10 protein-coding genes are annotated in these 12,704 nt (G+C 50.7%); all 10 read left to right on the plus strand.

The annotated features are described in order from the left end of the window. The first annotated feature begins 3 nt into the window (after positions 1-3). Complete coding sequence (gene atpA, locus ACZ0AJ_RS19905; protein ID WP_183554851.1) at positions 4-1,545, plus strand: F0F1 ATP synthase subunit alpha; 1,542 nt, start codon at positions 4-6, stop codon at positions 1,543-1,545. A 56-nt stretch (positions 1,546-1,601) separates the two neighbouring features. Continuing rightward, entirely contained in the window at positions 1,602-2,477 is an 876-nt protein-coding gene (gene atpG, locus ACZ0AJ_RS19910) for a F0F1 ATP synthase subunit gamma (RefSeq protein WP_183554849.1), read from the plus strand. A 103-nt stretch (positions 2,478-2,580) separates the two neighbouring features. Then, positions 2,581-3,987, plus strand: a complete 1,407-nt coding sequence (gene atpD / locus ACZ0AJ_RS19915; protein ID WP_183554847.1) for a F0F1 ATP synthase subunit beta — start codon at positions 2,581-2,583, stop codon at positions 3,985-3,987. A gap of 27 nt (positions 3,988-4,014) precedes the next feature. Next, positions 4,015-4,437, plus strand: a complete 423-nt coding sequence (locus ACZ0AJ_RS19920) for a F0F1 ATP synthase subunit epsilon (protein ID WP_183554845.1) — start codon at positions 4,015-4,017, stop codon at positions 4,435-4,437. 200 nt (positions 4,438-4,637) lie between these two features. Next, positions 4,638-5,735 carry a DNA cytosine methyltransferase gene (locus ACZ0AJ_RS19925; RefSeq protein ID WP_499456141.1) on the plus strand — a complete coding sequence of 366 codons (1,098 nt, stop codon included), beginning with the start codon at positions 4,638-4,640 and terminating at the stop codon, positions 5,733-5,735. Between the two features lie 12 nt (positions 5,736-5,747). Next, complete coding sequence (locus ACZ0AJ_RS19930; RefSeq protein ID WP_499456143.1) at positions 5,748-8,720, plus strand: ATP-binding protein; 2,973 nt, start codon at positions 5,748-5,750, stop codon at positions 8,718-8,720. Continuing rightward, positions 8,713-10,527: a response regulator receiver domain gene (locus ACZ0AJ_RS19935; RefSeq protein WP_499456144.1), complete on the plus strand. Its 1,815-nt coding sequence runs from the start codon at positions 8,713-8,715 to the stop codon at positions 10,525-10,527. Before ACZ0AJ_RS19930 ends, ACZ0AJ_RS19935 begins: the two co-directional genes overlap by 8 nt. A gap of 300 nt (positions 10,528-10,827) precedes the next feature. Then, positions 10,828-11,250: a F0F1 ATP synthase subunit epsilon gene (locus ACZ0AJ_RS19940; protein WP_183554845.1), complete on the plus strand. Its 423-nt coding sequence runs from the start codon at positions 10,828-10,830 to the stop codon at positions 11,248-11,250. Positions 11,251-11,525: 275 nt separating this feature from the next. Then, positions 11,526-11,954 (plus strand): CoA-binding protein, encoded by a 429-nt coding sequence (locus ACZ0AJ_RS19945; protein WP_499456146.1) that lies wholly within the window; start codon positions 11,526-11,528, stop codon positions 11,952-11,954. 67 nt (positions 11,955-12,021) lie between these two features. Continuing rightward, on the plus strand, positions 12,022-12,615 hold the full coding sequence (locus ACZ0AJ_RS19950; RefSeq protein WP_499456147.1) for a glutathione peroxidase: 594 nt from the start codon (positions 12,022-12,024) through the stop codon (positions 12,613-12,615). The last annotated feature ends 89 nt before the right edge of the window (positions 12,616-12,704 follow it).

Here is a 12,704-nt window from a genome sequence, read left to right on the forward strand (position 1 = left end):
AGCATGCAACTTAACCCATCTGAAATCAGCGAACTGATCAAGAGCCGGATCCAGGGCCTCGAAAGTTCGGCTGACGTTCGCAATCAAGGCACGGTGATCTCGGTCGCCGACGGTATCTGCCGCATCCATGGTCTGTCGGACGTGATGCAGGGCGAGATGCTGGAATTCCCAGGCAACACCTTCGGCCTGGCCATGAACCTCGAGCGCGACTCGGTCGGCTCGGTCATCCTGGGTGCTTACGAGCACATCTCGGAAGGCGACATCGTCAAGACCACCGGCCGTATTCTGGAAGTGCCGATCGGTCCTGAACTGTGCGGCCGCGTTGTCAATGCACTGGGCCAGCCGATCGACGGCAAAGGTCCTGTCAATGCCAAGCTGACCTCGCCAATTGAAAAGATCGCGCCAGGCGTTATCGCCCGTGAATCGGTTTCGCAGCCAATGCAGACCGGTATCAAATCGATCGACGCCATGGTGCCGATCGGCCGTGGCCAGCGTGAGCTGATCATTGGTGACCGCCAGACCGGTAAATCGGCTGTTGCAGTCGACGCGATCATCAACCAAAAAGGTCAGGGCGTGACCTGCGTGTACGTCGCGATCGGTCAGAAAGCATCGACCATCAAGAACATCGTGCGCTCGCTGGAAACGCACGGCGCGATGGAGTACACCATCGTTGTTGCTGCATCGGCGTCGGAATCGGCCGCCATGCAATACATCTCGGCCTACTCGGGCTGCGCGATGGGCGAATACTTCCGCGACCGCGGCGAAGACGCACTGATCGTATACGACGATCTGTCGAAGCAGGCAGTTGCCTACCGCCAGATCTCGCTGCTGCTGCGCCGTCCACCAGGCCGCGAAGCGTACCCAGGCGACGTGTTCTACCTCCACAGCCGCCTGCTCGAGCGCGCAGCACGCGTGAACGCCGACTACGTGTCGAAGTTCACCAACGGCGCCGTGACCGGCAAGACCGGTTCGCTGACCGCACTGCCGATCATCGAAACGCAAGCTGGCGACGTCTCGGCATTCGTGCCGACCAACGTGATCTCGATTACTGACGGCCAGATCTTCCTGGAAACGTCGCTGTTCAACGCCGGTGTCCGTCCTGCGATCAACGCCGGTATCTCGGTGTCGCGCGTCGGTGGTGCTGCTCAGACCAAAGTCATCAAGAACCTGTCCGGCGGTATCCGTACCGACCTGGCCCAGTACCGTGAACTGGCTGCGTTCGCGCAGTTTGCATCGGATCTGGACGAATCGACCCGCAAGCAGCTGGACCGCGGTGCGCGCGTGACCGAACTGCTCAAGCAGCCACAGTTCTCGCCACTGTCGACCTCGCTGATGGCCGCATCGCTGTTCGCCGTTAACAAGGGCTACCTGGACGATATCGAAGTCAAGAAAGTGCTGCCATTCGAGCACGGCCTGCACGCCTTCCTGAAGTCGGGCCATGCAGCGCTGCTGGCGAAGATCGACGAAACCAAGCAACTGGACAAAGACGGCGAAGCAGCACTGGCCGCGGCCGTTGCTGATTTTAAGAAATCCGGCGCATATTAATCTGTGGGCCGGCATCGCCCCAAGGCGATGCCGGTGCCTGGAAGGAGTAAGGACTCATGGCAGCAGGCAAAGAGATTCGTGGCAAGATCAAGAGCGTAGAGAATACGAAGAAGATCACCAAGGCGATGGAAATGGTCGCCGCATCGAAAATGCGCAAGGCGCAGGAACGTATGCGCGCCGCCCGTCCCTACAGTGACAAGGTTCGTAACATCACCGCCAATCTGGCCACTGCAAACCCGGAGTACACGCACGCATTCATGGCGCAAGCCAAGGACGTGCAGGCAAAGGCAGTTGGTTTCATCGTCGTCACGACCGACAAGGGTCTGTGCGGCGGCATGAACACCAATATCCTGCGCCAGGTAACCGTCAAGGCGCGCGAACAGGAACAGGCGGGCAACCGCGTTGAGGCAGTTGCCATTGGCAACAAGGGCCTGAGCTTCCTGAACCGTGTCGGCATGAAGCTGGTGTCGCAAGCCACGCAGCTGGGCGATGCACCGCAACTGGACAAGCTGATCGGACCGGTCAAAGTGATGCTGGACGCGTACCAGGAAGGCAAGCTCGATGCTGTCTACCTGTGCTACACCAAGTTCATCAACACGATGAAACAGGAAACCGTGGTCGAGCAACTGCTTCCGCTGTCAGCCAATTCGCTGAAAGCCGATGCAGGCGCCACCAGCTGGGACTACATCTACGAACCGGAAGCACAGGTCGTCATCGACGAACTGCTGGTGCGTTACGTGGAAGCGCTGGTCTACCAGGCAGTGGCAGAAAACCTGGCGTCCGAGCAATCGGCACGCATGGTCGCAATGAAGGCCGCGAGCGATAACGCCGGCAGTGTCATCAGCGACCTCAAGCTGGTCTACAACAAGACCCGCCAGGCGGCGATTACCAAAGAACTCTCCGAGATCGTGTCGGGCGCAGCAGCAGTCTAACAGCGCCGCCCGTGGGGATGGCGTCAAGCGGGTTAGGCCCGCTACGCTGTCCCCGACCGATCAAAGCAAAAAAGAATTTAACTAAATATCTGAAGGAACGAACATGGCTGATGGCAAAATCGTTCAGTGTATCGGCGCAGTGGTTGACGTGGAATTCCCACGTAATGCCATGCCGAAAGTGTACGACGCACTGAAAATGGAAGGCTCGGATCTGACCCTGGAAGTCCAGCAACAGCTGGGCGACGGCGTGGTCCGTACCATTGCTCTGGGCAGCTCGGACGGCATGCGCCGTGGCATGATGATCCAGAACACCGGCAAGCCAATCATGGTCCCGGTCGGCACCCCGACCCTGGGCCGTATCATGGACGTGCTGGGCAACCCGATCGACGAATGCGGTCCGGTCAGCCACGAGCGCATGGCGTCGATCCACCGTGACGCGCCAGCCTACGACGAACTGTCGCCATCGACCGACCTGCTGGAAACCGGCATCAAGGTGATCGATCTGGTCTGCCCGTTCGCCAAAGGCGGTAAAGTCGGCCTGTTCGGCGGCGCCGGCGTCGGCAAGACCGTCAACATGATGGAACTGATCAACAACATCGCCAAGGCACACTCGGGTCTGTCCGTGTTCGCCGGCGTGGGTGAGCGTACCCGTGAAGGTAACGACTTCTACCACGAGATGGCCGATGCCAAGGTCGTCGACCTGGAAAACCCTGCCAACTCGAAAGTGGCAATGGTCTACGGTCAGATGAACGAACCACCAGGCAACCGTCTGCGCGTCGCGCTGACCGGTCTGACCATGGCGGAAGCGTTCCGTGACGAAGGCAAGGACGTTCTGTTCTTCGTCGACAACATCTACCGTTACACCCTGGCCGGTACCGAAGTCTCGGCACTGCTGGGCCGTATGCCATCGGCAGTGGGCTACCAGCCGACGCTGGCCGAAGAGATGGGCCGTCTGCAAGAGCGCATTACCTCGACCAAGACCGGTTCGATCACGTCGATTCAGGCCGTCTACGTCCCTGCGGATGACTTGACCGACCCGTCGCCTGCAACCACCTTTGCTCACCTGGATTCGACCGTCGTTCTGTCGCGTGACATCGCCTCGCTGGGTATCTACCCTGCAGTCGACCCACTCGATTCGACTTCGCGCCAGCTGGACCCGCTCGTCGTCGGTGAAGAGCACTACGCCACCGCGCGCGCTGTGCAGAACACCCTGCAGCGCTACAAGGAACTGCGTGACATCATCGCGATTCTGGGCATGGACGAGCTGGCACCGGAAGACAAACTGGTCGTGGCACGCGCGCGTAAAATGCAGCGTTTCCTGTCGCAGCCATTCCACGTCGCTGAAGTGTTCACCGGCGCGCCGGGCAAGTACGTTTCGCTGAAAGACACGATCAAGGGCTTCAAGATGATCGCATCGGGCGAACTGGATCACCTGCCGGAGCAAGCGTTCTACATGGTCGGCACGATCGAGGAAGCTATCGAGAAAGCCAAGAAACTGGCTGCTGGTTAAGTCGCTTTCTTCCACTGAAAGACACACATGGCAAACACATTTCAAGTCGACGTCGTCTCGGCCGAAGAGCAGATCTTCTCCGGCCAGGCCGAATTCGTCGCGTTGCCGGGTGAAGCGGGTGAGCTGGGTATCTACCCGAAGCACACCCCGTTGATCACGCGCATCCGCCCGGGCGCCGTGCGCATCCAGGTTGCCGGTGGTGGTGAAGAGTTCGTCTTCGTCGCCGGCGGTATCCTCGAAGTGCAGCCGAACGGCGTGACCGTGCTGGCCGACACCGCAATCCGCGGCGCCGACCTGGACGAAGCGAAGGCAACGTCCGCGAAGAAGCAGGCTGAAGACCTGATGCTCAATCAAGAGTCGAAGATCGACTACGCAAAAGCCCAGGCCGAAATGGCCGCGGCAATTGCGCAGTTGGCGGCAATTCAGCGTCTGCGTTCGAAAGGCCGTTGAGCTTAGTACAAGCTCGGCAACAAGAAAGGCAGCCTGCGGGCTGCCTTTTTTGCATCATCCATCACGCATATAGACATTTAGATGAAGTTGCTCTTAAACTTCAATTAATGTGCAAAAATTGGTTTTTCCGATTATTGTCAAAATGAAAAATTTTCTGTAAGCCCGGTTTAAATCGTAGTAACCGAGAATATAAATGCATTATGAGCGATAAAAGTAAAGTTGACCCTGAGCGTGCGAGGTTGAGATGCATTGACTTATTCGCTGGGGCGGGCGGCTTTTCGCTCGCCGCACGAAACGCAAAAATCGAAGTAGTTGTTGCGGTCGAAATGAAGAAGCACGCCTGCAGCACGTATCGTGCAAATCTGATAACCAAGGGCGAAACGTGTCTCTATGAGAGGGACATACTAAATATAGATCCTAATGAAATTGCCGAAACACATTTTTCGGATGGAAACGAATGTGATATTGTTCTTGGTGGCCCCCCCTGTCAAGGTTTCTCGGTGCACCGCATAAATGATAGAGGTGTAGGTGATCCACGCAATGAACTAATTTTGCGATACTTCGAGTTCGTAAAAACCTTACGACCAAAAGTATTTTTAATGGAAAATGTGCCAGGGATTTTGTGGAACAGGCATCGTTCATTCATCGATGCGTTCTATCAGCAGGGTAGAAATTCCGGATATGACGTTTTTCCTCCAGTAACAATTGATGCTAGAGACTACGGAGTTCCTCAGCGTCGGAAACGTGTTTTTATTTTGGGGGTTCGCAGAGATATCGAACTAAACATCTCTTGGCCTCCTGCTGCAACGCATGCTACAGCGTCAAGCGACCCATCACTCCTACCTTGGGAAACGGCAAAAGATGTTTTCGACCTAGCGCTAGCGGTAGATGACGAGAATGCTGTTCACATGAATCATTCACAAGCATTGATTGATGTTTTTAAGTCTACTCCTCAAAATGGTGGGAGTCGTCATCAGTCAAATCGTCTTCTCGCCTGTCATTCGGACCATAACGGACATAAAGATGTATATGGACGAATTGATCCCTCGGTGCCAGGTCCTACCATGACTACAGCATGTATAAATCCTTCTAAAGGACGTTTTGTTCACCCAGTTAAAAATCATGGGATAACTGTGCGACATGCAGCACGCTTTCAGACATTTCCAGAATGGTACGTATTCAAAGGCGGATTGATGGCTGCGGGCGAACAAATTGGTAATGCAGTTCCTGTAAAGTTGGGTGAGGTCTTGCTGAATGAAATAAGATCGGGCTTGGCTGGGCGAAAAACCAATTCATAAAACGAGGAAAAAATGTTAGACGCTGTTGCTTTTCAGACCCGTGCGCGCACAATTGACCATTTGGGTCGGGAACAAATCGCAGACTGTCCTACTGCGATTTCGGAACTATGGAAAAACTCTTACGATGCTTATGCGAGAGAAGTGGGATTGCATCTTTATGATGGTTCTATTCCTATAGCGTCATTGATCGACGATGGTCATGGTATGTCCAAAATTGACTTTATCGAAAAATGGTTAGTGGTGGGAACGGAGTCGAAAGCAACCGGCACTGCAGTACGTGAGGAGGATAGGAATGGACTAGCTAAGCGGTCGAGACAAGGTCAAAAAGGAATTGGTCGGCTATCTGCTGCGGCACTGGGACCATTACTTTTACTGATTTCGAAACGAGAATCTAGCCCGTTTGTAGCTGCTCTTATCGATTGGAGACTTTTTGAAAATCCTTTCTTGTATCTACACGACATAGAAATACCTGTCGTAGAATTTGGAGAGAAAAAAGAGCTTTTCTCACTTCTACCAGAAATGTTTGATCGGTTAATGGGGAATGTCTGGGGGTCAGGAAAAGAAACAGAGCGGGATATTCGAATTATAGACGCTTGGTCACGATTCGATTTAGTGAACAGTCAGGATGGACGTGAAAGTGTAAGAAAATCAATCGAGAAGGTTATTATCGAGACAGCATTCACTGAACGCCACTTTGAGCAGTGGCCTGTTTGGAACGAGAAAAAACAAAGTGGTACTGCACTTTTAATCGGCGATATCGTTTTTGATTTGGAAGTGCATCTAAACAACCGAACTGATGCTGCTGACAATCAAGCGGCTAGTCAAGCTACAAACCGGCTGTTCCAAACGCTATCGAATTTCACTGATCCGTTTGTCCAACCTGATGAGGTTAGCCAAGACTTCGCTTCTGCTGATTTTAAATATTCAGTAGTAGCTTGGGAGGGAATGTTAAGTAGGCCAATAATTTCGCAGGATCGCAGCTTTGGGTATAGAAATTTAGAAGATTTGGAGCATTTACTAGACGGAGTTGTAGATGAATCTGGCGTTTTTAAAGGTCGTGTTAAAGCTTTTGGAAAATGGCTTGATGGTGATGTAGTTGTAATTCCAAAATCCGCAGTACCAAATCGAATCGATACAAAGGTTGGTGCTTTCCAATTAAGACTTGGGACTTTTGAGCAGACCCCGCTAAATTCGTCGCATGCTCCTGAGGTTCACTCTCGTTTGCTAGAGCAGGCCTCAAAGTATGCAGGATTTATGGTGTATAGAAATGGTCTTCGAGTGATGCCTTATGGTCGCGAAGATAACGACTTTTTTGAGATCGAAAAACGACGTAATTTACATGCTGGCCGTGAGTTTTGGTCGTATCGTCGAATATTTGGCCGTGTGGCTTTAACTCGTGAACGAAATCCAAACCTAAAAGATAAAGCTGGACGGGAAGGTATCATCGATAATAAAGCAGCTAAAGTCTTTCGTGATCTAGTTGAAAATATCTTAATGACAACTGCACGCCGGTACTTCGGAACGGATTCTGCGGTACGCCGGGAACTTTTGCCTGACGTAACGGCGATAAGAGAGAAAGAACGAGCTGACGGTGCACAAAAAAAACTAAAAGCTAGAAAAAAACGTGAATTCAGGCAAAATCTAAAAAAATATCTCGAGCCAATCTTAGCGTTACGTACGGAACTTGAAGAGATTGCGGAAAGCGCCCGTGCTAACGAGCTTCCTATCGATGAGGTTCAACTACTTAAGGTTCTAGATCGGCTTGGTGAATTAAAAATTCGTCGCTCAGAGATGTCCCTAGGTACTCCTCCAGCAAACTTAGGGGTACTAGAAGCCGATTATAAGATGTTTCGGACATCATATTCCTATACTAATGAACTCTTAGTGCAACTAACCGAGTCTCTGTCGTCAGCCTTACTGAAAGCCAAACCTCAATCGCAACGTGAAATTGCTTATTCAGAGTTGAGCCGCAACGCAGCTTTTATTCAAAATAAACTTCGGCGTTGGAACGTTGAAGCAAAATCTATTCTAGCCTCTGAATTGGCTAGGCTAACCCAATCTGTGGAAGACAGAAACAAAAAATATCATGCTGCTACTCTACCACTTTTAGACGATCTCGAGAATTCAAGACTTTCTATTAGCCAAGTTTTGAGTCAACTGGAGATTGAAAAAGAGAGAGAGAGTAAAGAAAATTATGAATTCTTTGAGTCTTATATATCGATTCTCCGAAGTTTGGAAGAGAATATAGATCTAGAGAATCTCGTAAATGTAATAGTCGCCGAATCGGAAGACTCCCGCGATCAAATCATGCGACTCAATTCGCTAGCTCAATTGGGAATCACAGTAGAAATAGTGGGGCATGAAATTGAAGGTTTTGACATGTCGATTTCGCGCGGATTGAGAGAAATGCCGCAAAGTGTAAAAGAGACAGCAGCTTACAAGGCTGTGACCAGCGCGCATGAAGCACTTTCAGATCGATTAAGATTTTTATCTCCATTAAAATTGTCAGGAGAGAAACGATATGATTGGTTGAAAGGCCAGGAAATTTATGACTATGCATATTCTTTCTTATCAAAATCGATTGAGGCAAATCATATTAATTTTCAAGCGACGCAGGCGTTTCTAGAATTTAGGATATATGAGATGCCTTCGAGGATCTTACCGGTATTCGTTAACCTGCTTAATAATTCAATCTACTGGGTCAGCCAGTCGCGTGAGAGTGATCGTTGTATAACCTTGGATTTCACCGATGGTGAAGTAGTTATTTCTGATAATGGCCCAGGGGTGGAACCTGAAGATGTATCTCATTTGTTCTCTTTGTTTTTTACTAGAAAAGTTCGAGGAGGACGTGGAGTTGGTTTATATCTTTGCCGCGCTAACTTGGCTGCTGGAGGACATACAATTTCCTATATAACAGATAGCAATAGACAATTGATGTCTGGAGCTAATTTCTCGATCAAGTTTACTGGAGCGGCAAATGAGTGAAGCGGGATCTATTATGAATTATCCGGCGCTATCTGATTTCAATGCTCAGTATTCTGAGTTGGTATCTGAAGTCTACTTAGGACCAATTAGAAGTGTTGTTGTTGTAGACGATGAATTTCCGACACTCGATGCTTTAATTGAGGGGGCGTTGGATAAAACCAACGCTTGGGCAGGAAATCCACGCGACGCTGAAGCAGTAAAAGATATTCTCTCTTTTTGCAGAGGACGCTCTAGGCCTTGGCTTGTAGATGTGCATGATGGCCGAGAAATCGATGTGGCTGGCGAGATTAATATTGCAAAACATCTGCATCATAGCGATTTAATGATATTAGACTATCATTTGCTTGGAGATGACGGCAGCGGAGAGAAGTCTATAAGAATATTGCGTCATTTGGCTGCTAATCCACATTTTAATTTGGTCATCGTGTACACAAAAGGATATTCTGGGGATATTCAGAGGGTATTCTTAGAGATAGCAACTGCCTTAACATTCAATGACACTTGTTTAATTTCTAGTGAAGTTTTTAAGAAAGTTAATGATCAAATTGCCGAGTGGGAAGATACTGAAGATGGAATTTCTGAAAGACTTTTGAGCATGATATCTCATGCGGATTATATTCTTGAGAGATCTAAGCCCGGCACGTTCTTAGCGTCGCCCGGTCGCGCTGGAGTACAGGAAATATTGCGCAGTAGTGAGTATGGAAAAAAATTAAATTTGAGAGAGGTTATATCTTGGATTTTTGAGAATATACATCGACGCTTTAATTCGGCAATGTCGAAAGTCGACTTTGGAAACACATGTAGCTCTTTTCAAAATGATGTAAATTGGATAAAAACAAATAGCTTATTTGTTACTGTTGTTGATAAGAGTATCAAAGCCCATGAGCTTGAAGGAAAATTGGCTGACGCATTGGCAAGCTTTAGTCCGCCGCCGCATCAATTGATTATGGCACGTATGCGTTCACTAATTGATGAGCGTGGCGTTATTGCCGAGGCTGGTGTGCTGAATAATAAATATATGCAAGCAGGGTGGCTTTCCGAAATTTTTAATGATCATGTAGGCAACAAGACCACGGTAATTAAAAATACTGTAGATCGGCATTGGGAAGCATTAGGTGATCAGCTTCGTACCGATGTTGAGGAATTTGCTGTACGGCTCGTTGAAAACATACAACAACAAGGACGAGAGATCGTTCTAAAGAGATATTGTAATGACGTTTATAACGAGTCTGAAACGATACTTGCTCACATTAATTTGTACAATAGTACCAAACCAGTAGATTTTTCTCATCTACGGCCCGGGCATATTTTTGTTTTGGACACTGAAGATTCGCCGGTTATTCAAGAAATTTGGATTTGTCTTTCTCCAGCGTGCGATTTGATTCCTGGTCAAAAAAATGGAGGATGGCGAGGAAAACTTGGCGAAAGAATTCCATTTATTGCTGTCCAGCTCAATCGGATTGGATTAACAACTGCTCTTGATAAGATCCAAGATAATATTAATTTGTTTATTAATATTGATGGTGAAATTAGAAGTTTTTCATACTGTCCCGATGCTAATCCAATGGCTTCGCCCTTATGGGAACAAATGTTTGCCTTGAATAATGGTAAATTTGTAAACGGCAATGGCAATATTCCAATTTCTCGTTTAAGTGATGTTCAGGGAGAAATTATCTCGAAAAATTATGATGTTCAAGTAATTGCCCAACTTCGTAATGAGTATGCAGCTAACTTGCTTCAAAGATTAGGTATTAATCTTTCACGCGTTGGACTTAATTTCCGCTCGAGGTCGTTAAAAAACAGCTGATGATCGCTCAGTTTCAGGTAATCAATCGCGATGAGTGCGATCAAAAAAGAGTTTAGTGTGGACGGCAGGTTTGAAGGAGACTTCAAGGTCAATGGCATCGCTTGCGCTTGTTTGGTCTCGATTTTCTAAATTGCATGCATATTTTTCTTACTTCAATATTCTGCGGCTATTTTTTACACTGTAGCTTATGTTGTGAATATCACTGATGCGACATGGTATGGAATATTTGGAAATAAATTATTTAAGTTGAATGTTAAGAAATTAGCGATACATTTTTGAATATTTTTTCTTTCTGAATTAATGGCAAACACATTTCAAGTCGACGTCGTCTCGGCCGAAGAGCAGATCTTCTCCGGCCAGGCCGAATTCGTCGCGTTGCCGGGTGAAGCGGGTGAGCTGGGTATCTACCCGAAGCACACCCCGTTGATCACGCGCATCCGCCCGGGCGCCGTGCGCATCCAGGTTGCCGGTGGTGGTGAAGAGTTCGTCTTCGTCGCCGGCGGTATCCTCGAAGTGCAGCCGAACGGCGTGACCGTGCTGGCCGACACCGCAATCCGCGGCGCCGACCTGGACGAAGCGAAGGCAACGTCCGCGAAGAAGCAGGCTGAAGACCTGATGCTCAATCAAGAGTCGAAGATCGACTACGCAAAAGCCCAGGCCGAAATGGCCGCGGCAATTGCGCAGTTGGCGGCAATTCAGCGTCTGCGTTCGAAAGGCCGTTGAGCTTAAGTACAAGCTCGGCAACAAGAAAGGCAGCCTGCGGGCTGCCTTTTTTTCGTTGGTGTTCTGGGTTACGGCCCATCCATTTAATTTTGTGACTGGCGTAGGGTGGGCGGGTTTCCCGCCCACGCGTTCAACCAGCATTGATACACCACGGAGCAGGGTTGGTTTGAACGCGTGGACGGCGAAGCCGTCCACCCTACGGCGCTGAGCATGGTTCCTGGGAAATCGGCCAAACCTGCTAAGCTGATCGCCATCCCAACGACCTGCCTGCCACCATGCGCACCATTGCCCAGATCCTCGAAGAAAGCACCACCATCGCCATCGTCGGCCTGTCGACCAAGCCGGACCGCGCCAGCCACGAAGTGGGCGCCTACCTGCAGCAGCACGGCTACCGCATCCTGCCGGTCAATCCCCAGTACGCCGGCGAGACGATCCTCGGCGAACCCGTATTCGCCACGCTGCAAGAGGCTGCCGCCTCGCTGGGAGAGGGCGGCCAGCGCATCGACATCGTCGATTGCTTCCGTAAGTCGGAAGACATCGGCCCGATCGCGCGCGATGCGATCGCCGTGGGGGCAGTGTGCCTGTGGATGCAGCTCGAGATCGAGAACCAGGTTGCCGCCGATCTGGCGCGCGCTGCCGGCCTGGATGTGGTGATGAACCACTGCATCAAGATCGAGCACCGCAGCCTGCAGGCAAGCGCCTGAAAAGCGGCGCGTGGCGTCGCTGCCCGCGCTACAATCGCTGCTACTTCCACCTCGTCAATACCACGCCATGATCAAGACCATTGCCCTGCTGCTCGCCGCCACCGCTGCCGCCAGCGTCATCCCGCCCGCCAGCGCGCAGTCCGCGCCTGCTGCGCCAGCGCCGGCATTGAACAAAACGCCGGCTGCCTGCCCGGCAGTGCTCAAGCACAGCTTCAAGCGCCTGCAAGACGAAGCGCCGCAAGACCTCTGCCAGTACAGCGGCAAGGTGGTCCTGGTGGTCAACACGGCCAGCTACTGCGGCTTTACCAAGCAGTACGAAGGCCTGGAAAAGATCTACGCCAAATATGGCAGCCGCGGCCTGGTGGTGCTGGGCTTCCCGTCGAACGACTTCGGCCAGCAGGAACCCGGCAACGCGAAAGAAATCGCGGACCTCTGCTACAACACCTATGGCGTGAAGTTCCCGATGTTCGCCAAGACGTCGGTCAAGGGACCGGACGCCAACCCGCTGCACGCGCAGCTGATCAAGGCGACGGGCAAGGAACCGAAGTGGAACTTCACCAAGTACCTGATCGGGCGCGACGGTAAAGTGCTCGAGTACTTCCCGAGCAAAGTGACGCCGGAAGACCCGCAATTGGTCGGACAGATCGAGAAAGCGCTGTAACCTTACAGGCAACATGGTCATTTTGATGTGGATCAACGTTTTTTTGGGTCCACATCAATAAGCTTACTTTCGTGGCAGTAATTTAAAAA

This window comes from Telluria sp. AC161 (assembly GCF_979258535.1).